The sequence below is a fragment of the Xanthomonas hyacinthi genome (assembly GCF_009769165.1).
GTDB lineage: Bacteria > Pseudomonadota > Gammaproteobacteria > Xanthomonadales > Xanthomonadaceae > Xanthomonas_A > Xanthomonas_A hyacinthi.
Genome location: NZ_CP043476.1, coordinates 3,041,159 through 3,061,359, shown reverse-complemented (window position 1 = coordinate 3,061,359; position 20,201 = coordinate 3,041,159). Strand labels below are relative to the sequence as shown.

19 protein-coding genes and 1 other RNA gene are annotated in these 20,201 nt (G+C 70.7%); 8 read left to right on the top strand and 12 right to left on the bottom strand.

The features are described 5' to 3' along the window. Window positions 1-92: 92 nt before the first annotated feature. The 11 genes from FZ025_RS13425 to FZ025_RS13375 are packed head-to-tail and all read right to left on the bottom strand — an operon-like array spanning window position 93 to window position 12,861. Window positions 93-1,052 (bottom strand): D-alanine--D-alanine ligase, encoded by a 960-nt coding sequence (locus FZ025_RS13425; RefSeq protein ID WP_046979228.1) that lies wholly within the window; start codon window positions 1,050-1,052, stop codon window positions 93-95. Then, a complete protein-coding gene (murC, locus tag FZ025_RS13420; protein WP_046979227.1) occupies window positions 1,049-2,485 on the bottom strand; it encodes a UDP-N-acetylmuramate--L-alanine ligase in 1,437 nt (478 codons plus the stop codon). The genes FZ025_RS13425 and murC overlap by 4 nt, the downstream gene beginning before the upstream one ends. Then, complete coding sequence (murG, locus tag FZ025_RS13415) at window positions 2,482-3,777, bottom strand: undecaprenyldiphospho-muramoylpentapeptide beta-N-acetylglucosaminyltransferase (protein WP_046979226.1); 1,296 nt, start codon at window positions 3,775-3,777, stop codon at window positions 2,482-2,484. The genes murC and murG overlap by 4 nt, the downstream gene beginning before the upstream one ends. Beyond that, window positions 3,774-5,093, bottom strand: a complete 1,320-nt coding sequence (gene ftsW, locus FZ025_RS13410) for a putative lipid II flippase FtsW (protein ID WP_046979225.1) — start codon at window positions 5,091-5,093, stop codon at window positions 3,774-3,776. Before ftsW ends, murG begins: the two co-directional genes overlap by 4 nt. After that, window positions 5,093-6,178 (bottom strand): phospho-N-acetylmuramoyl-pentapeptide-transferase, encoded by a 1,086-nt coding sequence (gene mraY / locus FZ025_RS13405; RefSeq protein WP_046979224.1) that lies wholly within the window; start codon window positions 6,176-6,178, stop codon window positions 5,093-5,095. The genes ftsW and mraY overlap by 1 nt, the downstream gene beginning before the upstream one ends. Further along, complete coding sequence (locus FZ025_RS13400) at window positions 6,168-7,706, bottom strand: UDP-N-acetylmuramoyl-tripeptide--D-alanyl-D-alanine ligase (protein WP_046979223.1); 1,539 nt, start codon at window positions 7,704-7,706, stop codon at window positions 6,168-6,170. The genes mraY and FZ025_RS13400 overlap by 11 nt, the downstream gene beginning before the upstream one ends. After that, window positions 7,703-9,211 carry a UDP-N-acetylmuramoyl-L-alanyl-D-glutamate--2,6-diaminopimelate ligase gene (locus FZ025_RS13395; RefSeq protein WP_046979222.1) on the bottom strand — a complete coding sequence of 503 codons (1,509 nt, stop codon included), beginning with the start codon at window positions 9,209-9,211 and terminating at the stop codon, window positions 7,703-7,705. Before FZ025_RS13395 ends, FZ025_RS13400 begins: the two co-directional genes overlap by 4 nt. After that, window positions 9,208-11,076, bottom strand: a complete 1,869-nt coding sequence (locus FZ025_RS13390) for a peptidoglycan D,D-transpeptidase FtsI family protein (RefSeq protein WP_104558207.1) — start codon at window positions 11,074-11,076, stop codon at window positions 9,208-9,210. Before FZ025_RS13390 ends, FZ025_RS13395 begins: the two co-directional genes overlap by 4 nt. Next, on the bottom strand, window positions 11,073-11,336 hold the full coding sequence (gene ftsL / locus FZ025_RS13385; protein ID WP_009576670.1) for a cell division protein FtsL: 264 nt from the start codon (window positions 11,334-11,336) through the stop codon (window positions 11,073-11,075). The genes FZ025_RS13390 and ftsL overlap by 4 nt, the downstream gene beginning before the upstream one ends. Beyond that, entirely contained in the window at window positions 11,333-12,445 is a 1,113-nt protein-coding gene (gene rsmH, locus FZ025_RS13380) for a 16S rRNA (cytosine(1402)-N(4))-methyltransferase RsmH (RefSeq protein WP_104558205.1), read from the bottom strand. Before rsmH ends, ftsL begins: the two co-directional genes overlap by 4 nt. A gap of 14 nt (window positions 12,446-12,459) precedes the next feature. Then, window positions 12,460-12,861 carry a division/cell wall cluster transcriptional repressor MraZ gene (locus FZ025_RS13375; protein WP_003466125.1) on the bottom strand — a complete coding sequence of 134 codons (402 nt, stop codon included), beginning with the start codon at window positions 12,859-12,861 and terminating at the stop codon, window positions 12,460-12,462. A 373-nt stretch (window positions 12,862-13,234) separates the two neighbouring features. On the opposite strand from FZ025_RS13375, the gene FZ025_RS13370 reads away from it, so the two are divergent. The 4 genes from FZ025_RS13370 (at window position 13,235) to FZ025_RS13355 (ending at window position 15,329) form a co-directional block, all read left to right on the top strand. After that, window positions 13,235-14,026 (top strand): NRDE family protein, encoded by a 792-nt coding sequence (locus FZ025_RS13370; protein WP_104558203.1) that lies wholly within the window; start codon window positions 13,235-13,237, stop codon window positions 14,024-14,026. A gap of 97 nt (window positions 14,027-14,123) precedes the next feature. Next, window positions 14,124-14,490: RNase P RNA component class A (rnpB, locus tag FZ025_RS13365), an RNA gene on the top strand. A gap of 147 nt (window positions 14,491-14,637) precedes the next feature. Continuing rightward, on the top strand, window positions 14,638-14,868 hold the full coding sequence (locus FZ025_RS13360) for a DUF4160 domain-containing protein (protein ID WP_046977346.1): 231 nt from the start codon (window positions 14,638-14,640) through the stop codon (window positions 14,866-14,868). Continuing rightward, window positions 14,865-15,329: a DUF2442 domain-containing protein gene (locus tag FZ025_RS13355; RefSeq protein ID WP_046977345.1), complete on the top strand. Its 465-nt coding sequence runs from the start codon at window positions 14,865-14,867 to the stop codon at window positions 15,327-15,329. The genes FZ025_RS13360 and FZ025_RS13355 overlap by 4 nt, the downstream gene beginning before the upstream one ends. A 77-nt stretch (window positions 15,330-15,406) precedes the next feature. Here the strand turns inward: FZ025_RS13355 and rsmI are convergent, their stop codons facing one another. Next, complete coding sequence (gene rsmI / locus FZ025_RS13350; protein ID WP_046977344.1) at window positions 15,407-16,231, bottom strand: 16S rRNA (cytidine(1402)-2'-O)-methyltransferase; 825 nt, start codon at window positions 16,229-16,231, stop codon at window positions 15,407-15,409. An 81-nt stretch (window positions 16,232-16,312) separates the two neighbouring features. On the opposite strand from rsmI, the gene FZ025_RS13345 reads away from it, so the two are divergent. The 4 genes from FZ025_RS13345 to FZ025_RS13330 are packed head-to-tail and all read left to right on the top strand — an operon-like array spanning window position 16,313 to window position 20,147. Next, entirely contained in the window at window positions 16,313-18,040 is a 1,728-nt protein-coding gene (locus FZ025_RS13345) for a penicillin-binding protein activator (protein ID WP_046977343.1), read from the top strand. Further along, window positions 18,030-18,398 carry a YraN family protein gene (locus FZ025_RS13340; protein WP_046977342.1) on the top strand — a complete coding sequence of 123 codons (369 nt, stop codon included), beginning with the start codon at window positions 18,030-18,032 and terminating at the stop codon, window positions 18,396-18,398. The genes FZ025_RS13345 and FZ025_RS13340 overlap by 11 nt, the downstream gene beginning before the upstream one ends. A 1-nt stretch (window position 18,399) precedes the next feature. Beyond that, complete coding sequence (locus FZ025_RS13335) at window positions 18,400-18,765, top strand: metal-dependent hydrolase (RefSeq protein WP_046977341.1); 366 nt, start codon at window positions 18,400-18,402, stop codon at window positions 18,763-18,765. Then, a complete protein-coding gene (locus FZ025_RS13330) occupies window positions 18,762-20,147 on the top strand; it encodes an FAD-binding oxidoreductase (protein WP_046977340.1) in 1,386 nt (461 codons plus the stop codon). The genes FZ025_RS13335 and FZ025_RS13330 overlap by 4 nt, the downstream gene beginning before the upstream one ends. Window positions 20,148-20,201 lie beyond the last annotated feature (54 nt).

Genomic DNA, 20,201 nt, shown 5'->3' with positions numbered 1-20,201 from the left:
GAATCGGGAAAGGGGAATCGGCAACGCGAAAGCCGGCGCGCACAGCGCACCGCTCTTCCCCATTCCCCTTTCCCGATTCCCGATTCCCAGCTTCACAGCGTCTGCTCCAGCACGCGCCACACCAGTTCTTCGAAGCCGATGCCGGCCTGGCGTGCGGCCTTGGGTACCAGCGAGTGGCTGGTCATGCCCGGCGCGGTGTTGGCTTCCAGCAGCGCGAAATCGCCGCTGGCGCCGTCGCGCATCAGGTCGACGCGGCCCCAGCCGTGGCAGCCGGCGGCGCGGAACGCGTCCAGCGCGAGCTCGCCCAGGGCGCGCTCGTCCTCGCCGTCCAGGCCCGGGCACAGGTACTGGGTGTCCTCGGCCACGTACTTGGCGTGGTAGTCGTACCACTGGCCCTTGGGCACGATGCGGATCGACGGCAGTGCGGTGTCGCCGAGGATGGCCACGGTCAATTCGTCGCCGACGATCATCTGCTCCATCAGCAGCTCGCCGTCGTAGCGCGCGGCCAGCGCCACCGCCGCATCCAGCTGCGCCGGCTCGAACACGCGGGTGACGCCGACGCTGGAGCCTTCGTTGGCCGGCTTGACGATCACCGGCAGGCCCAGTTGCTCGGCCGCGGCGCGGATCGCCGGCGCCTGCGCGGTCGCCGCCAGGCGCACGTAGCGCGGGGTCGGCAGGCCCAGCGCCAGCCACACCTGCTTGGTCCGCACCTTGTCCATGCTCAGCGCCGAGCCGAGCACCGACGAGCCGGTGTAGGGCACCCCGAACGCGTCCATCAGGCCCTGCACGATGCCGTCTTCGCCGCCGCCGTTGTGGCCGTGCAGCACGTTGAACACGCGATCGAAGCGCTTGTCCACCAGCGCCTGCGCCAGTGCCGCAATGCCGTCCACGGCGACCGCATCGACGCCGCGCGCGCGCAGCGCCTCGAGCACGTTGCGGCCCGAATCCAGCGATACCTCACGTTCGCTGGAGGTGCCGCCGAGCAGCACCGCGACGCGGCCGAACACGGCCGGGTCGGTGTGCCGCGGCGGCGGGAAGTTCGGCGCGCTCATGGCTTGGCTCCGCCGCCGAAGCCGTCCCGGGCGATGTGCTGGGCCACGTAGCCGATGTCGCCGGCGCCCATCATCAACAGCAGGTCGCCGTCCTGCAGCACGTCCGGCAGCACCTCGGCGAGCTGGGAAATCTGTCCGACCACCACCGGCTCGCTGCGCCCGCGCGCACGGATCGCGCGCGCCAGCGCGCGCGCGTCGGCGCCGGGGATCGGCGCTTCGCCGGCCGGGTAGACCTCGCTCAGGACCAACGCGTCCACTTCCGACAGCACCGCGGCGAAGGCATCGAACTGGTCGCGGGTGCGGCTGTAGCGGTGCGGCTGGAACGCGACCACCAGGCGCTTGTCCGGCCAGCCGCCGCGCGCGGCGGCGAACACCGCGGCCAGTTCGCGCGGATGGTGGCCGTAGTCGTCGACCAGGCGCACGCGCGCGCCGCTAGCGGTGACCACTTCGCCCAGGTCGTTGAAGCGGCGGCCGATGCCGGCGAAGCTCTGCAGCGCACTGGCGATCGCCTCAGGCGCCACGCCCAGCTGCCAGCCGATCGCCGCGGCGGCCAGCGCGTTGAGCACGTTGTGCCGGCCCGGCAGCGCCAGCGTCACCGGCGTGCTGCTGCCTTCCGGCAGGCGCAGGGTGAAGCGCATGCGCGAGCCGTCCTGGACCACGTCCTCGGCGCGCACGTCGGCGTTCTCGCTGAGGCCGTAGCTCATCACGTGGCGCGGGGTCTTGGCGGCCAGCGCGGCCACTTCCGGATCGTCGATGCACAGCACGGCCAGGCCGTAGAACGGCAGGCGCTGCAGGAATTCGGCGAACGCGGCCTGCACTCGGGCGAAATCGTTGCCGTAGTTCTCCAGATGATCGGCGTCGATGTTGGTGATCACCGAGATCAGCGGATTCAGGCGCAGGAAGCTGCCGTCGCTCTCGTCGGCCTCGGCGACCAGCCACTGGCCGCCGCCGAGCTTGGCGTTGGCGCCGGCGGCGAGCAGCTGGCCGCCGATCACGAAGGTCGGGTCCAGCCCGCCTTCGCTGAGCACCGCCGCGGCCAGGCTGGTGGTGGTGGTCTTGCCATGCGTGCCGGCCACCGCGATGCCACGGCGGAAGCGCATCAGCTCGGCCAGCATCGCCGCGCGCGGCATGATCGGGATGCGCTGGCTGCGCGCCTCCATCAGTTCCGGGTTGTCGTCGCGGATCGCGCTGGACACCACCACGCAGTCGGTGCCGAGCACGTTGGCCGCCGAGTGCCCGCGCATCACCCGCGCGCCGAGCGTGACCAGGCGCCGCGTCGCCGCGTTGTCGGCGTTGTCCGACCCGGACACCTCGTAGCCCAGGGTCAGCATGACCTCGGCGATCCCGCTCATGCCGGTGCCGCCGATGCCGACGAAGTGCACGCGCGGAAACGCGCGGACCAGGTCGCCGGTGTCGTGGAGGCGGCGGATCATTGTTTGCCTCCTGCGGAGGCGGGAATGGGGAATCGGGAATCGGGAATCGGGAAAAGCGAAGCGCCGACGGCGGCTCGTGCCTGCCGTGTGCTCGTGTCTGCGTGCATCACTGTGTGTTCCTGCTTTTGATCTGGCTTGTACCCATTCCCCATTCCCGACATCCCATTCCCAGCCTCTTCAAGAATGATGTCGGCAATGCGCTCGGCCGCATCCGGCTTGGCCAGGCTGCGCGCGGCCTCGGCCATGGACAGACGCCGCGCGGGGTTGCCGAGCAGGTCGCGCAGCACGCCCTGCAGATTGGTCGCCAGCGCGGCGTCCTGCTTCAGCAGCACGGCGGCGCCGCGCTCGACCAGGTATTCGGCGTTGCGGGTCTGGTGGTCGTCGACCGCGGCGGCGAACGGCACCAGCACGCTGCCGATGCCGACCGCGCACAGTTCGGCCAGGGTCGAGGCACCGGCGCGGCACACGATCAGGTCGGCCCAGGCATAGGCGGCGGCCATGTCGCCGATGAAGGCTTCGACGCTGGCGGCGACGCCGGCCTCGGCATAGGCCTGGGCCGCTTCGTCGCGCAGTTTCTCGCCGCACTGGTGGCGCACTTCGACCTGCGCGCCGAGCGCGGCCAGCGCGCGCGGCAGCGCCTGGTTCAGCGCGCGCGCGCCCTGGCTGCCGCCGAGCACCAGCAGGCGCACCGCGCCGTCGCGCGCGGCCAAGCGCTGCGCCGGCGGCGCCAGCGCGGCGATCTCGGCGCGCACCGGATTGCCCACCGCTTCCTCGCGTGCGGCGAAGCTGCCCGGGAACCCGGTCAGCACGCGCCGTGCCACGCGCGACAGCACCTTGTTGGTCAGGCCCGGCGCGCGGTTCTGTTCGTGCACCAGCAGCGGCAGTTTCATCAGGCGCGCGGCGATGCCGCCGGGGCCGGCGGCGAAGCCGCCGAAGCTGACCACCGCGCGCGGCATACGCCGGCGCAGCACGAAGCCGGCGGCGCGGATCGCGCGCATGACCCGCAGCGGCGCGCCGAACAGTGCCAATGCGCCCTTGCCGCGCAGGCCGCCGATCTCGATGGTGTCGATCTCGATGCCATGCTGCGGCACCAGTTGCGTTTCCATGCGCCCGGCCGCGCCCAGCCAGACCACCGGCACGCCGCGCGCGCGCAGCACCTTGGCCACCGCCAGCGCCGGGAAGATGTGCCCGCCGGTGCCACCGGCCAGGATCATCACCGGGCGGCTTTCGCCTTGTTCGGTCCCCGCACATGGATGTGCGGGCTTTTGCGAGGGATTCGCATACACACTCATCCCAGCCTCCCGAAGGTCGGCTCGACCCGCGGCTGCATGCGGCTGGTGCCGCGCGCCGGGGTGCCGGCCTGGATCGCCGCGGCCACCGCGCTGGCGCTGGCCTCGCGCGCGGCCTGCAGGTCCTCGGCGCTGTCCACGGTCTGCCTGACCGGCGCGGCGTCGCTGCGCACCCGCGCCACCTGGCGCTCGGCACGGTCGAGTTCGTAGGACACGCGCAGCAGCAGACCCATCGCCACGCAGGTCATCAGCACGCTGGAACCGCCGGCGGAAATCAGCGGCAGGGTCAGGCCCTTGGTCGGCAGGATGCCCAGGTTGACGCCGACCGAGACGAAGCTCTGCAGGCTGATCCACAGGCCGATGCCGAAGGCGATGTAGCCGGAGAAGTGGCGCTTCATTTCCACGCAGCGCATGCCCAGCCAGAACGCGCGCCCGACCAGCAGCGCGTACAGCGCGATGATCAGGCACACGCCGGTGAAGCCCAGCTCCTCGGCGATCACCGAGAAGATGAAATCGGTGTGCGCTTCCGGCAGGTAATTGAGCTTCTGCACCGAGCCGCCCAGGCCGACCCCGAACAGTTCGCCGCGGCCCACCGCCATCAGCGCGTTGGACAGCTGGTAGCCGGAGCCGAGCTGGTCGGCCCACGGGTCCAGGAACGAGGTGATGCGGCGCAGGCGGTAGGGTTCCAGGATCGCGATGAAGGCGAACACCGGCAGGCCGATCACGATCGGCATCGACATGCGCGGCAGGTTGACCCCGCCCAGCACCAGCATGCCGGCGGTGATCGCCAGCAGCAGCGTGGAGGAACCGAAGTCCGGCTGCAACAGCAGCAGGCCGACCAGCGCCACCGCCACGCCCAGCGGCTTGAGCATCGCCGGCCAGGTCGCGTTGACCTCGTCGCGGAAGCGCACCAGATAGCTGGACAGCCACACGATGTACAGCACCTTGACCGCTTCCACGGTCTGGAACTTGGAGATGCCCAGGTTGATCCAGCGCCGCGCGCCGTTGACGCTGCTGCCCAGCCCGGGCACGAACACCACGATCAGCAGGCCGAAGCAGGCCAGCAGCAACAGCTGGTTGTACTGCTCGATGTTCTTCAGCTCGGTGCGCATCGTCCAGATCGCCAGGCCGATGCCGCCGGCCAGGAACAGCAGGTGCCGGGTCAGGTAGTAGAACGGGCTGACGGTCAGCTCGATCGAGCTGGAACCGACCATCACCACGCCCAGCGAGGCCAGCGCCACCACGGCGCCGAGCAGCCACGGGTCGTAGCGGCCGCCGATGGCCTCGAGTCGGGTCGCCTGGTGTGCGGTGTCGTTCATCAGCGCACCTTCAACGTGGCCAGGCCGACCAGCACCAGCACCACCGAGATGATCCAGAAGCGTACGATCACCCGCGGCTCGGGCCAGCCCTTCAGCTCGAAGTGGTGGTGGATCGGCGCCATGCGGAACACGCGCTTGCCGGTGAGCTTGAACGAGGCGACCTGGATCATCACCGACAGCGTCTCGATCACGAACACGCCGCCCATGATCACCAGCACCAGTTCCTGGCGCACGATCACCGCGATGGTGCCGAGCACCGCACCCAGCGCCAGCGCGCCGATGTCGCCCATGAACACCATCGCCGGGTAGGTGTTGAACCACAAAAAGCCCAGGCCCGCGCCGGCGATCGCCGCGCAGATGATGATCAACTCGCCAGCGCCGGGGATCGAGGGAATTTTCAGATAGGCCGAGAACACCGCGTTGCCCGAGGCGTAGGCGAACACGCCCAGCGCGCAGGCCACCAGCACCGTGGGCATGATCGCCAGCCCGTCCAGGCCGTCGGTCAGGTTGACCGCGTTGGAGAAGCCGACGATCCAGAAGTAGGCGATGGCGACGAAGCTGATCCCGGCCAGCGGCAGCGCGATCGACTTGAACATCGGGATGTAGAAGGTGATCGCGGCCGGCACGTCGGCGCTGTAGTACAGGAACAGGCCGGCGGCCAGGCCGCAGATCGACTGCAGCAGGTACTTCCAGCGCGACTTCAGCCCGTTCGGGTCGCGGCGCACGATCTTGATCCAGTCGTCGTACCAGCCGATCACGCCGAACGCCAGCATCACCGCCAGCACCAGCCACACGTAGCGGTTGCGCAGGTCGCCCCACAGCAGCACCGACAGCAGCACGGTCAGCAGGATCATCGAGCCGCCCATGGTCGGCGTGCCGGCCTTGGAGAAATGGCTCTGCGGGCCGTCCTGGCGGATCGGCTGGCCGCCCTTGAACTGCGCCAGCTTGCGGATCACCGCCGGGCCCAGCCACAGCGACAGGAACAGCGAGGTCAGCGCCGCGAGGATGCCGCGGAAGGTGAGGTAGCCGAACAGCCCGAACAGGCTCTCCAGCTGCTGCAGCCAGCGGGACAGTTCAAGCAGCATGCGGCGCCTCCTCTCCCTGCGCCAGCAGCGCGCTGACGATCTTGTCCATGGCGCTGCCGCGCGAACCTTTGACCAGGATGGTGGGAGGAGCCAGGACTCGGAAATCGGGAGTCGGGACTCGTAAAGGCGCAACGCCATCTGCTGCCGCGCCGGTGTTCTCATACATTTGCTTTGGTTCCCGCTCTTGATCCCGCTGTTCCCGAGTCCCGCGTCCCGCGTCCCGAGTCCCGGCCGCGCGGAGGTCGGCACGCAACGCCGCAATCAACGCCGCATGGCTGTCGAACACGCGTCCGTTCTCGCCGAATGCCTGCGCGGCGACGGCGCTGAGCGGACCCAGCGCGTATAGCCGGGTCAGGCCGGCGTCGCGGGCGCGGCGGCCGCCGCTGGCGTGCAGCGCCTCGGCACCGTCGCCGAGCTCGCGCATGTCGCCCAGCACCAGCCAGCGCTCGCCGCCGGCCGCGGCCAGCGCGTCGATCGCCGCGGCCAGCGAACCGGGGTTGGCGTTGTAGCTGTCGTCGATCAGCACCGCGCCGCCGGGCAGCGTGTGCGCGATCTGCCGGCCCGGCACCGGCTGCACCTGCGCCAGGCCCGCGGCGATCAGCGCCGGCGCGATGTCCAGCGCCAGCGCCAGCGAGGCGGCGGCCAGTGCGTTCATCAGGTTGTGCCGGCCCGGCAGCGGCAGCGTGGTCTCGACCTCGCCGTGCGGGGTGACCAGCACGAACTGCGAGCGGTCCGGGCGCAGGCGCAACTGCGTGGCGGTCACCTCGGCACTGGCCTGCAGGCCGAAGCGCAGCACGCGCGGGGTCAGCGGCGCCGGCAGGCGCTGCTCGAACCACAGCCCGAACGCGTCGTCGGCATTGATTACCGCGGTGCCGTCGGCCGGCAGCGCGGCGTAGATCGCGCCCTTGGTCTGCGCCACGCCGAGCAGGCTGCCCATGCGTTCCAGGTGCGCCGCGGCGATGTTGTTCACCAGCGCCGCATGCGGGGCGACGATGTCGGTCAGGTAGGCGATGTCGCCCGGCTTGCCGGCGCCCATCTCGTAGATCGCGTAGTCGGCCGCGTCCGGCGCTTCGATCACCGCCAGCGGCAGGCCGATCTCGTTGTTGCGGTTGCCGGGGTTGGCGTGGACGCTGCCGCCGTTCACCCGGCAGGCGTGCTGCAGGATCGCCAGCAGCAGCGCCTTGACGCTGGTCTTGCCGTTGCTGCCGGTGATCGCCGCCACCCGCGTGGCGCGGCCGCGCTGCATGCCGGCGGCGATCCGCGCCAGCGCCAGCTGGGTGTCGGCGACCAGGATCTGCGGCAGTTCGCTCTGCGGCTGCAGCAGTTCCACCAGCAGCGCGCTGGCGCCGCGCGCGGCGGCGTCGGCGGCGAAGTCGTGGCCGTCGAAGCGCTCGCCGTGCAGCGCCACGTACAGGCTGCCCGGCGCCAGCGTGCGCGTGTCGTGGGCGATCGCGTCGATCGCCACATCGTCGCCGTGCAGCTCGGCGCCGGCCCAGTGCGCGATCATCGACAGCGGCAGGCGCTTCATCGTGCGCCCTCCCCGGTCTGGGCGCGGGCAGCCTGCGCGGCGCGCGCCTGCAGCGCCTGCGCGGCGACCTCGGTGTCGTCGAACGGATGCTGGATGCCGGCGATCTCCTGGTACGGCTCGTGGCCCTTGCCGGCGATCAGCACGATGTCGTCGGGGCCGGCTTCGGCCACGGCCAGGGCGATGGCCTGCGCGCGGTCGCGCTGCACGCGCACCGCGTGCAGGTCGGTGAACCCGGCCAGGATGTCGGCGACGATGCGGTCGCCGTCCTCGCCGCGCGGATTGTCGTCGGTGACGATCACCGCATCGGCCAGGCGCTGCGCGATCGCCGCCATCTGCGGACGCTTGCCGGTGTCGCGCTCGCCGCCGCAGCCGAACACGCACAGCAGGCGGCCGTGGGCGTGGCCGCGCAGGCTGTCCAGCGCCTGCTCCAGCGCGTCCGGGGTGTGCGCGTAGTCGATCACCAGCAGCGGCTGCGCGTCGCTGCCGCCGAGGCGGTTCATGCGTCCGCGGATCGGCTGCAGCTGCGCCAGCGTCGCGGCGATGCGCGCCGGCGCCACGTCCAGCGCGTGCAGCGCGCCGGCCACCGCCAGCAGGTTGTCCACGTTGAAACGGCCGAGCAACGCCGACTGCACCGGATGGCGCGCATCGCCGATCAGCAGGTCGAAACCGATGCCGCGCGCGTCCAGGCGCAGCGCCTCGGCGCGCAGCGTGGCGCCGGCCTGGCCGCGCGAGCTGACGCCGATGCGGCGCAGCGCCGGGTCCAGCGTGGCCAGCAGCTCGCGGCCGAACGCGTCGTCGAGGTTGACGACTGCGGCCTTCAGCCCCGGCGTGGCGAACAGGCGCGCCTTGGCCGCGCCGTAGCCGGCCATGTCGCCGTGGTAGTCCAGATGGTCGCGGGTGAGATTGGTGAACACCGCCACGTCGAAGTGCACCGCCGCCACGCGGCCCTGGTCCAGCGCGTGCGAACTCACCTCCATCGCCACCGCCTGCGCGCCGGCGTCGCGCAGCTGCGCCAGCAGCGCGTGCGTCTGCAGCACCAGCGGGGTGGTGAAGCCGGTCGGCACCACGTCGCCGTACAGGCCCACGCCGAGCGTGCCGATGCTGCCGCTGCGCGTGCCCAGGCACTGCCAGGCCTGCGCCAGCAACTGCACGGTGGAGGTCTTGCCGTTGGTGCCGGTGACCCCGACCATGGTCATCGTCTGCGACGGATGGCCATGGAACTGGTCGGCCATCGCGCCCATGCGCGCGCGCAGGCCCGGCACCGCGATCGCCTCGGCCGGGACCGGCAGTTCGGCCGGGGCCGGCGGTTCGAACAGGATCGCCGCCGCGCCATTGGCGCGCGCCTGCTCGACGAAGCCCAGCCCGTGCGCGCCGAACCCGGCGATCGCCACGAACGCATCGCCGGCATGCACCGCGCGGCTGTCCATGACCAGCCCGGACACCTGCACGTCGCGCGCCAGCGCCAGATCCGGCAGCAGCTGCGACAGCGGCAGTGCGCGGCTCACTGGCGGGTCTCCTGCAACGGCACCGGTTGCGCGGCCGGCGGCGGCGGCGCGACGGCGCGCGCGCTCGGCAGCGCGGCCTCGACCTCGGCGGCGGCGTCGGGCACCACGGCCGGATCCGGTTCCACCGCCACCGGCGGCGGCGCATGGCCGCTCTTGCCGGCGGCCTGCGCCGCCAGCCACGCCTGGATGTCGTCCGGCGGCACGTCCATCAGCCGCAGCGCGCCTTCCATCACGTTGTGGAACACCGGCGCCGAGACCAGGCCGCCGTAATACTTGGCGCCCTGCGGATCGTTGATCACAATGACCGTGGCGAAGCGCGGATTGCTCGCCGGCACCAGGCCGGCGAACAGCGCGTTGTAGTGGCCGTGGATATAGCCACCAGGACCGTTCAGGCGCGCGGTGCCGGTCTTGCCGGCGACGTGGTAGCCGAGGATCGCCGCGCCCTTGGCGCCGCCCTGGGTCACCACGGTTTCCATCATCGACACCACTTCCTTGGCGATCGCCGGGCTCAGCACGTCCTTGGTGTCCTCGTGCTGGCCCTTGACGAAGGTCGGCGTGACCAGCTTGCCGCCGTTGCCGAGCGCGCAGTACGCGCGCGCGATCTGCAGCGGCGTCACCGACAGGCCGTAGCCGTAGGACATGGTGGTCTTGGACGACCCGCTCCAGCGTCCCGGCGACGGCAGCACGCCGGCCGATTCGCCGGGGAAGCCGCTGTGCGGGGCGCTGCCGTAGCCGTAGCTGTGGATCTGGTCGTAGAAGGTCTGGTCCGGCAGCTTGGCCGCGATCTTGGCCGCGCCGATGTTGGAGCTGCGGGTGATCACGCCGGTCACGGTCAGCACGCCGTTGTTGCGCGGCACATCCTTGATGGTGAAGCGGCCGATCGCCATGTAGCCCGGGTTGGTGTCGATCAGCGTGTCCTTGGTCACCACCCCGGCCTTGAGCGCGGTGGAGATGGTCAGCGGCTTCATCGTCGAACCCGGCTCGACCAGGTCGGTGACCGCGCGGTTGCGGCGCGCATCGGAATTGACCCCGGTGACCGAGTTCGGGTTGTAGGTCGGCAGGTTGACCATGGCCATGATCTCGCCGGTGGCCACGTCCATCACCACGATCGAACCACCGGCGGCGTTGTTTTCCACCAGCGCGTTGCGCAGTTCCTTGTAGGCCAGGAACTGGATGCGGCGATCGATGCTGAGGGTCAGGTCCTTGCCCGGCTCGGCCGGCTTGACCAGGTCGATGCTCTCCACGATCGCGCCCTTGCGGTCGCGGATCACGCGCTTGGAGCCGGGCTTGCCGCGCAGCCATTCGTCGAACGCCAGCTCCAGCCCTTCCTGGCCGCGGTCGTCGATGTTGGTGAAGCCGAGCACGTGCGCCATCGCTTCGCCCTGCGGGTAGAAGCGGCGGAACTCGCGCTGCGAGAACACGCCCGGGATGCCCAGCGCGACCACCGCATGCGCCTTGTCCGGATTGATCCGGCGCTTGAGGTACATGAACTCCTTGTCCACCTTCTGCGACAGCTTGGCGGCCAGTTCGTCGCTGGGCAGTTCCAGCGCCTGCGCCAATTGCGGAATGCGGTCGGGATTGCGCAGCAGTTCCTGCGGATTGACCCAGATCGACTCCACCGGCGTGGACACCGCCAGCGGCTCGCCGTTGCGGTCGGTGATCATGCCGCGCGAGGTCGCGATCGGCAGCTCGCGCAGGTAGCGCGCCTCGCCCTGGCGCTGGTAGAAATCGCTATTGATGATCTGCACGTAGGCGGCGCGGCCGATCAGGGTGACCGAGCACAGGCTCAGCGCCGCACCGACCAGCACCAGCCGGCCACGGAGATTGAAGTTGCTGCGCGGGCGGTTGCGGCCGGTCTTGCTCATGGCCGCACCACCACGATGTCGCCGGTTTCCGGGAACTTCATGCCCAGCCGCTCGCGCGCGACCTGGTCGACGCGATTGCTTTCGGCCCAGGTCGCCTGCTCCAGCTGCAGCCGGCCGAATTCGATGTTCAGCTCGTCGCGGTTGTGCTCCAGCCGCGACAGCTCGACGAACAGCTGGCGATGGCGGTGGCGCATGTACACCACCCCGATCGCCGAGGCAATGGTGCAGGCGAGCAGCACGATGAGCAGCAGCCGGCTCATGGCGCGCTCCTGTGGAGCGCGTCATGAGTCGGCGGGAATGGGGAATGGGGAATGGGGAATGGGGAAGAGCAAGTCGCCTGCGCGCTGGAACCTTCCGCGCCGGAAATGGGGCTCTTGCTTTCGCTTCTACCGATTCCCGATTCCCGATTCCCGATTCCCAGCTTTTCCGCCACCCGCAGCACCGCGCTGCGCGCACGCGGGTTGCCGGCCAGTTCGTCGGCGTCGGCCTTGATCGCGCCGCCATGCAGCTGCAGCGTCGGCACGAACGGCTGCGCCTCGGGCAGGCGGCGGTTGCTCGGCGGGGCCTTGGCGTGGCGGTTCATGAACTGCTTGACGATGCGGTCTTCCAGCGAGTGGAAGCTGATCACCGCCAGCCGGCCGCCGGGCTTGAGCCTGGCCAATGCCGCGTCCAGCCCGGCTTCGAGGTCGGCCAGTTCGCGGTTGATGTGGATGCGGATCGCCTGGAAGCTGCGCGTGGCCGGGTGGGTCTTGCTGTCGCCGCGCGGCATCACGCTGGCGATCAGCTCGGCCAGCTGCGCGGTGCGGGTCAGCGGCTGCTCGGCGCGGCGCGCCACGATCGCGCGGGCGATGCGCCGGCTCTGGCGTTCGTCGCCGTAGGTCCACAGCACCTCGGCGATGGCGCGCTCGTCGGCGCGCGCCAGCCACTGCGCGGCGCTCTCGCCGGCGTCCGGGTCCATGCGCATGTCCAGCGGGCCGTCCTTGCCGAACGAGAAACCACGTTCGGCCACGTCCAGCTGCGGCGAGGACACGCCCAGGTCGAACAGCACCCCGTCCAGGCCGGCGGCGGCGTCCCATTGCCCGAGTTCGGCGAAGCTGCCGCGACGGATGCGCACGCGCGCGTCGCCACCGAACGCATGTTCGGCTTCGGCGATCGCCTCGGGATCCTTGTCCATCAACAGCAGCCGGCCTCCCGGGCCGAGTTCGTGCAGCACCCCGCGCGCGTGTCCGCCACGCCCGAACGTGCCATCCAGATAGATTCCGTCTTCGATCACCTGCAGCCCGTCCATGACCTGCGCGAACAACACCGGCACATGCGCCGCCGGCGGTTGCGACACCGGAAGGTGACCGGCCTGCGCCTGTCCGCGCATCCGGACACCCCGGCTCACAACTTCAGATCGAGCAATCCATCGCCCAGATCCTCATCAGACAATGTCTGCTGGATCAGTGCGCGATGAGCCTGCTCGCTCCATAGTTCGAACTTGTCGCCCATGCCCAACAGCACGGCGCGCTTTTCAATGCCCACCGCGGCGCGATGGCTCGGCGGAATGGTGATGCGGCTGTTGGCGTCCAGCTCCAGCGCGGCCGAGGAACCCACCAGCTTCTGCTGCAGCACCCGCACCACGCGCTGGGTGTTGGGCTTGGCCATGACGTCGTCACGGACCCGCTCCCATTCCTTTTCCGCGTACAGCCACAGGCATCCGGCCTCGAACGGGTTGTAGGTCAGCACCAGCCGATTGCCGCTCGCACGCACGACGAGGTCGCGGTACGCGGTGGGAACCGCCATACGCCCCTTGTCGTCCACTGTGATTGCGGTCTCGCCCTGAAACACGACGCCTACACCTTTTCAAATCCGCCTGGACGGTCATTGAACCACGAAAAACCACAAAAAACCCGGTTTTCCCTCGAGTGCCCACCTTAGCAGCGCCCGAAAGGTTGTCAACACCTTTGCGAGCGATAAATCGCTAGCCACATCAATGGCTTGCGCCATTCCTTAGAGACTTGTTCAAAGCTTATCCACAAGTTGCTGTTTCGTCTCATATTTTGAGATTGAGCGGAAATTCAGCCCTGTGCACCAGGCGTTAAGACAGCGGCCAGCTGCCGCGTCCGCCACCGGCCACCGCGCACGGCCCTGCGCAAAGCCGCACAATTCGCCGCCTATGTGCCTGGTCGCCCTCGCCCTCGAATCGCACCCGCGCTGGCGCCTGCTGCTGGCCGGCAACCGCGACGAATTCCACGCCCGCCCGACCGCGCCGCTGCAGCGCTGGGCGGCGCCGGCGCAGCGCGTGCTGGCCGGGCGCGACCTGCGCTCCGGCGGCAGTTGGGTCGGCCTGGACGCCGCCGGCCGCTGCAGCGTGGTCACCAACGTGCGCGACCCGCTGGCGTCGATGTCCGGCGCCTCGCGCGGCGCGCTGGTCGCCGACTACCTGGCCGGCGCCGCGTCGGCGGCCGCCTTCGCCGACGCGCTGGCGCTGCGCGCCGACGCCTATCCGCCGTTCAACCTGCTGCTGGCCGACGCCGACGGCGCGGAATACCTGGGCAACCATCCGCCTGCCCGGCAGCGCCTGGCGCCCGGCATCCACGGCATGTCCAACGGCGCGCTGGATGCGCCCTGGCCGAAAACGGTACGCCTGTGCGAGGTCCTGGCGGGCTGGATCGCTGCCGACGACGAGGACCTGTCCCCGCTATGGCGGGCGCTGGCCGACGAGACCATCGCCGCCGACGCGCGGCTGCCGGACACCGGCGTGGGCCTGGCGCTGGAGCGGCGCCTGTCGCCGGCCTTCATTCGCGGCCACGACTACGGCACCCGCGCCAGCACCATCGTGGCGGTGGACGGCGCCGGACGCGGCTGGATCCACGAGCGCCGCTTCGGCCCCGATGGGGTGTTCCTGGGGGAGACGCGGCTGGAAACGCCCGTCGGGACCAGGATCCCGGGAGCAGGGATCCGGTAGGAACAAAAGCAAAAACGAGGCGTGTCGCTCCCGTCGCTTTCCGGGCACCCGATCCCGCGCGGCGCAGCCGCACCACACGTGCGACAATATCTATGGCGGAGTCGGCCAGGCAGTCGCGTCATCCCGGTGCATTTCGGTGCAGCGGGATGCCGAGGAAAGTCCGGGCTCCATAGGGCAAGGTGCCAGGTAACGCCTGGGCGGCGCGAGCCGACGGATCAGTGCAACAGAAAGATACCGCCTAAGTCTGCGCAAGCAGACCGGTAAGGGTGAAATGGTGCGGTAAGAGCGCACCGCGAGTCCGGTAACGGACCGGTACGGCAAACCCCACCTGGAGCAAGACCAAATAGGGACCTCATGGCGCTGCCCGCGTCGGGTCCGGGTAGGTTGCTCGAGCGCCGCGGTGACGCGGCGCCTAGAAGAATGACTGTCCACGACAGAACCCGGCTTATCGGCCGGCTCCGCCACTTTTTCCAAATCTCCAGACTCCCGCGCCGGCTCCCGGGTTTGGAGGCTTTAGCCTCGCTGTGAAAAAACACCTTTTCAGGCTGACCCACGCGCACAGCAAGGCCCTCACCCTTGCGCCGATGCAATGATTGCACTATTTTGGGCGCATGCCGACAATCGTCCGTTTCGCCAACAGCGTCGTCACGATGTATGCGGCCGACCATCTTCCGCCACATTTCCACGTCCGCACCAAGGATGGTCGAGAAGCCCTGATCGTCATCGAAACCCTTGCGGTTCTCTCCGGCCGACTAAGCCGACGCGAGCTGAGTGCGGCACTCGAATGGGCCGCCGCGAACAAGGCCGACCTCGTCACCCGATGGCAGGAGTTGAATCCATGAACCAGCCTCAATTCGTCATTACCCAGGTGAAGGCCGTAGATATCGGCGAACTTGCGTTGACCTTCGCCGACGGCTTCACTTGCAGGGTCGATCTAAGCGAAGTCCTGGCCTCGCACCCTTCCTTGAAGAAGGCGCGGATGCCGCATGTCTTCCACAAGGTCTCGCTCGATGAATGGAAACGTGGCGTCATCTTCGACGGCAACGATGACCTAGCGCTCGCCAGTGACAACCTGCGGGCACTCGCCATTGAGCAAGCAGGCGACTACTCACACCAGCAGATCATCGCCTGGATGCATCGCCACGACCTGACGCTGGATTCGGCCGCCGCGGCATTGGGCGTGAGCCGGCGCATGCTGGCCTACTACCGAAGCGGCGAGAAGCCCGTCCCCAAAAGCATCGGGTTGGCGATGCTGGGATGGGAAGCCGAGCAAGCAGGGTTCCGATACTCGGCCGTCGCCTGATAGCGCATTTGCCTGGGAACGCAGGTTGGCGATCGCACGCGGCAGGTCGGCCGGCATGCGCTCGGTATGCGGCCACCTCACCCCCCATACAACGCCTTGCGCGGCGCGCCGGTGATCTCCGCGGCCAGCTTGGCGGCGGTGGACGGCGGCAGGTGCGCGCTGAGCGTGGCATAGACGCGGCGGCCCTCGGCCAGCTGCGCGTCGGCATCGTCGCCGGCACCCTGCACGATCAGCACGAACTCGCCCTTGCGCTGGTTGTCGTCGGCTTCCACCTGCGCCTGCAGTTCGGCCAGGCTGCCGTCGAGCACGGTCTCGAACAGCTTGGTCAGCTCGCGCGCCAGCACCGCCGGGCGCGCGTCGCCGAACGCGGCGCGGCAGTCGGCCAGGGACTCGACGATGCGGTGCGCCGATTCGTAGAACACCAGGGTGCGCGGCTCGCCGGCCAGGCGCGCCAGGCGCTCGCGGCGGCCGGAGGCCTTGGCCGGCAGGAAGCCCTCGAAGCTGAAACGGTCGCTGGGCAGGCCGGCCACGCTGAGCGCGGCGATCGCCGCGCAGGCGCCGGGCACCGGGCTGACCCGCACCCCGGCCTCGCGCGCGGCGCGCACCAGCCGGTAGCCGGGGTCGCTGACCAGTGGGGTGCCGGCGTCGCTGACCAGGGCCAGCGAATCGCCGCCGAGCAGGCGCGCGACGATGCGCTGCGCCAGCGCGTCCTCATTGTGTTCGTGCAGCGCGACCAGCGGCTTGTCGATGCCGAAATGCGCCAGCAGCTGGCCGCTGCGGCGGGTGTCCTCGGCGCAGATCGCGGCGACCGCGCGCAGCACCTCCTGCGCGCGCGGCGTCAGGTCGGCGAGATTGCCGATCGGCGTGGCGACGACATGCAGGGTTCCGGGCTGGGCGCTCATCTACGGCTTTCCATGGTCAAGGGTAGAATCGTAGCGGTTTTCCCCGGCGCGCCTCGGCGTGCCCTGCCGAATGGACCAGAAATGAACAAGCGATTCGCAAGGATTTCCGCCCTGTCGCTGCTGGCGCTGCTGTTCACCGGTTGCGCCACCACCAGCGTGACGCAGAGCGCGTCGTCGCCGGCCCAGTCCGCGGCGCTGGCGCTGCTGGAGCAGGGCAAGCCGCGGGAAGCGGCGCAGCAGCTCGAGGCGCAGGCCGCCACCGCCACCGGCAGCACGCGCAACCAGTTGCTGGCCGATGCCGCCTTCGCCTGGTACGAGGGTGGCGATGTCGCGCGCGCGCGCAGCCTGGCCGCGCAGGTGCAGCCGCGCCAGCTGTCGGGCCTGAGCAAGGTGCGGCTGGCCCTGGTCAACGCCGAGCTGGCCCTGGCCGACCGGCAGCCGGCGCAGGCGCTGCAGGCGCTGGGCAGCGATCCGCAGGCGGTGCCGCAGAACCTGCGCGCGCGCTGGCACCTGGCCCGCGCGCAGGCGCTGGAAGGCACCGGCGACGCCACCGCGGCGCTGGACGAACGCGCCCGCGCCGACATCGGCCTGACCGGCCAGGCGCGCAGCGACAACCAGCGCGCCATCGTGCGCCAGCTGGCGGCGTTGAACGACGCCACCCTGCAGGCGCGCGCCGCCGCGCTGGCGGCCGGCGACCCGCTGTACAACTTCGCCGGGCGCGCGCTGATCAGCCGCGGCCTGGCGCTGCCGCGTCCGTTCGACCGCGGCGAGCAGTGGGGCTTCGACACCGGCAAGCGGCCGCCGGCCGAGCGCGACGGCTACCGACCGCCGGCCAAGCTGGCGGTGCTGCTGCCGCTGAGCGGCACCCTGGCCACCGCGGCCGCGCCGGTGCGCGACGGCCTGCTCGCCGGCTACTACGGCGAGACCCGGCGCCGCCCGGAGATCGACTTCATCGACACCACCGGCACCGCGGCCGGGGCGCTGGCCGCCTACCAGAAGGCGATCGACGGCGGCGCCGACTTCGTGGTCGGCCCGCTGGGCCGCGACGAGGTCACTGCGCTGTTCGCGCGCGACGCGCTGCCGGTGCCGCTGCTGGCATTGAACCGCGGCACCAGCGCCCCGCCCGCCGGCAGCGCTGGTTTCTCGCTGGCGCCGGAAGACGACGGCATCGCCGCCGCCGAGTACCTGCTGGCGCACGAGCGCCGCAACGCGCTGGTGATCGGCAGCAACGACGACAACGGCCGCCGCGCGGTGGCCGCGTTCCGCGAGCGCTTCGTCGAGCGCGGCGGCAAGCTCGCGGCCAGCGTCAGCGTGGCCGAGGTGCCGGGCGATGTCGGCGCGCAGTTGCGCAACGCCGGCGCCGCCGACGCGGTGTTCCTGGCGGTGAAGGGCGGCACCGCGCGCGCACTGGCGCCGCAGCTGGTGTTGGCCGGTTTCGCCGGCAAGAGCCGGGTGGCGACCTCGCAGCTGGTGCTGGGCACCGGCAAGCCGGAGGACGACCTGGTGCTGGACGGCATCGCCTACCCGAGCGAACTGTGGAACGTGCGCGGCGTCGGCGGCCTGCCGGCGGCGAGCAGCGTGGCCGAGACCCTGCCGACCGCGCGCGGCCCGGCCGCGCGCCTGTTCGCGTTCGGCTACGACGCCTGGCAGATCAGCGCCTATCTGGAGAAGCTCGCCACCGGCGCCGAGGCCAACCTGCGCGGCGCCACCGGCGTGCTGCATCTGGACGGCTTCGGCAACATCCTGCGCACCCCGGCCTGGTCCACCTTCAGCGGCGGGCGCGCGACGCCGCTGCCCGATGGGCGTTGACCGCCAGCAACGCGGCAACGACGTGGAAGCGGCGGCGCGCGCCGAACTGGAGCGCGCCGGCCTGCAGTTGATCGCCGCCAACGTGCGCTATCGCGGCGGCGAACTGGACCTGGTGATGCAGCAGGCGCAGTGCCTGGTGTTCGTCGAGGTGCGCTACCGGCGCAGCGCCGCGTTCGGCGGCGGCGCCGCGTCGGTCGACCTGCGCAAGCGCCGCCGGCTGGTGTTGGCGGCGCAATTGTTCCTGGCTGCGCATCCGCACTACGCGGACTGGCCGTGCCGCTTCGACGTGGTCGCGGCCGAAGGCGAACCGCCGCGGCTGACCTGGCTGCGCGACGCATTCCGCGCCGACGACTGCTGACGTGCCGAGCATCTTCACCCACGCCGCGATCCCGCTGGCGCTATGGGCCGCCGCCGATCGCGGACGCATTTCCACGCGCCTGCTCGGCGCCGGCATCGGTGCATCGATGCTGCCCGATCTGGACGTGGTCGCGTTCGCCCTGCACATCCCCTACGCCGATGCGTTCGGCCATCGCGGCGAGCAGCGCTGGTTCGCGCCGTGGCGGCCGATCCAGGTGTCGCCGTTCGCCAACGGCTTCTTCGGCGCGCGCGGCGTCGCCACCCTGTTGTCCGAACTGCGCTGGGTGTGGCTGCCGCTGGCGGCGGCGGTCGGCGCCTGGAAACTGCTGCAAGCGCCGCCCTCTCCCGCTTCGCGATCGCTGCCATGACCACGCCGCTACCCGCTTCCCTGGCCCAGACCCTCGCCGCCCTGCTCGGTACCGACGGCTGGCGCACCGACGACGCCGGCCGGCGCAGCTACGGCGAGGACGATTCGCGGCGCTGGGCGCTGGCCGACGCGGTGGCGCTGCCGCAGACCCGCGAACAGGTGCAGGCGATCGTGCGCGCCTGCCGTGCGCATCGCGTACCGATCGTCGCGCGCGGCGCCGGCACCGGCACCGCCGGCGCCGCGGTGCCGTTCGGCGGCGGCGTGGTGCTGTCGTTCGCGCGCATGAACCGCATCGTGCAGCTGCGCCCGCAGGACCGCTGCGCGGTGGTCGAGCCGGGCGTGCTCAACGGCGAGCTGCAACAGGCGCTGGCGCCGCACGGCCTGTTCTGGCCGCCGGACCCGTCCAGCGCCGAGATCTGCAGCGTCGGCGGCAACCTGTCGACCAACGCCGGCGGCCCACGCGCGGTGAAGTACGGCGCCACCCGCGACAACGTGCTCGGCGTGGTCGCGGTGACCGGTGCTGGCGAGCTGATCCGCTGCGGCGGCGCCTACACCAAGGACGCCACCGGCTACGACCTGACCCACCTGCTGGTCGGCAGCGAAGGCACCCTGGCGCTGATCGTCGAGGCCACGCTGAAACTGTCGCCGCGGCCGCTGGCGCAGGCCGGGCTGCGCGCGTTCTACCGCGATGCCGGCAGCGCCGCGGCGGCGGTTTCGCGGCTGATGGCGCAACCGACCACGCCGGCGATGCTGGAATTCATGGACCGCAGCGCGATCGCGCTGCTGCGCCGCAACGGCAGCGACGTGCCCGAGGCCGGCGCGATGCTGCTGATCGAGGCCGACGGCGACCACGACACCCTGCCCTATGCGCTGCAGGCGCTGGGCACGGCGGCCGAGGGCGACGGCCTGCTGTCGCTGGACGTGGCCACCGACGGCGCCGCCCGCGACCGGCTATGGGCCGCGCGCCGCGCGCTGTCGCCGGCGTTGCGCACGATCAAGCCGGGCAAGATCAACGAAGACGTGGTGGTACCGGTGTCGCGCATCCCCGAGCTGGTCGCCGGAGTCGAGGCGCTGGCGGCGGAATTCGAGCTGCCGATCGTCGCCTTCGGCCATGCCGGCAACGGCAACCTGCACGTCAACATCATGTACGCACCCGACGATGCCGCCGAGACCGCGCGTGCGCACGCCGCGCTGCCGCGCCTGTTCGCGCTGGTGCTGGCGCTGGAAGGCACGCTGTCGGGCGAACACGGCATCGGCGTGGCCAAGCGCGACTACATGGCGCAGGCCTTCGACGCGGCCACGCTGGACGCGATGCGCGCGGTGAAGCGCGCGCTGGACCCGGACGGCATCCTCAATCCGGGGAAGGTGTTGCCGGATGCGTGAGCGGGACTCGGGACTCGGGACTCGGGACTCGCAAGAATCGCCCGATACCATGTG

Excerpts from the sequence above, each read along its gene's own strand:
- FZ025_RS13425 (WP_046979228.1), bottom strand. The coding sequence starts at position 1,052 with ATGAGCGCGCCGAACTTCCCGCCGCCGCGGCACACCGACCCGGCCGTG.
- murC (WP_046979227.1), bottom strand. The coding sequence starts at position 2,485 with ATGATCCGCCGCCTCCACGACACCGGCGACCTGGTCCGCGCGTTTCCG.
- murG (WP_046979226.1), bottom strand. The coding sequence starts at position 3,777 with ATGAGTGTGTATGCGAATCCCTCGCAAAAGCCCGCACATCCATGTGCG.
- ftsW (WP_046979225.1), bottom strand. The coding sequence starts at position 5,093 with ATGAACGACACCGCACACCAGGCGACCCGACTCGAGGCCATCGGCGGC.
- mraY (WP_046979224.1), bottom strand. The coding sequence starts at position 6,178 with ATGCTGCTTGAACTGTCCCGCTGGCTGCAGCAGCTGGAGAGCCTGTTC.
- FZ025_RS13400 (WP_046979223.1), bottom strand. The coding sequence starts at position 7,706 with ATGAAGCGCCTGCCGCTGTCGATGATCGCGCACTGGGCCGGCGCCGAG.
- FZ025_RS13390 (WP_104558207.1), bottom strand. The coding sequence starts at position 11,076 with ATGAGCAAGACCGGCCGCAACCGCCCGCGCAGCAACTTCAATCTCCGT.
- ftsL (WP_009576670.1), bottom strand. The coding sequence starts at position 11,336 with ATGAGCCGGCTGCTGCTCATCGTGCTGCTCGCCTGCACCATTGCCTCG.
- rsmH (WP_104558205.1), bottom strand. The coding sequence starts at position 12,445 with ATGCGCGGACAGGCGCAGGCCGGTCACCTTCCGGTGTCGCAACCGCCG.
- FZ025_RS13375 (WP_003466125.1), bottom strand. The coding sequence starts at position 12,861 with ATGGCGGTTCCCACCGCGTACCGCGACCTCGTCGTGCGTGCGAGCGGC.
- FZ025_RS13370 (WP_104558203.1), top strand. The coding sequence starts at position 13,235 with ATGTGCCTGGTCGCCCTCGCCCTCGAATCGCACCCGCGCTGGCGCCTG.
- FZ025_RS13360 (WP_046977346.1), top strand. The coding sequence starts at position 14,638 with ATGCCGACAATCGTCCGTTTCGCCAACAGCGTCGTCACGATGTATGCG.
- FZ025_RS13355 (WP_046977345.1), top strand. The coding sequence starts at position 14,865 with ATGAACCAGCCTCAATTCGTCATTACCCAGGTGAAGGCCGTAGATATC.
- rsmI (WP_046977344.1), bottom strand. The coding sequence starts at position 16,231 with ATGAGCGCCCAGCCCGGAACCCTGCATGTCGTCGCCACGCCGATCGGC.
- FZ025_RS13345 (WP_046977343.1), top strand. The coding sequence starts at position 16,313 with ATGAACAAGCGATTCGCAAGGATTTCCGCCCTGTCGCTGCTGGCGCTG.
- FZ025_RS13340 (WP_046977342.1), top strand. The coding sequence starts at position 18,030 with ATGGGCGTTGACCGCCAGCAACGCGGCAACGACGTGGAAGCGGCGGCG.
- FZ025_RS13330 (WP_046977340.1), top strand. The coding sequence starts at position 18,762 with ATGACCACGCCGCTACCCGCTTCCCTGGCCCAGACCCTCGCCGCCCTG.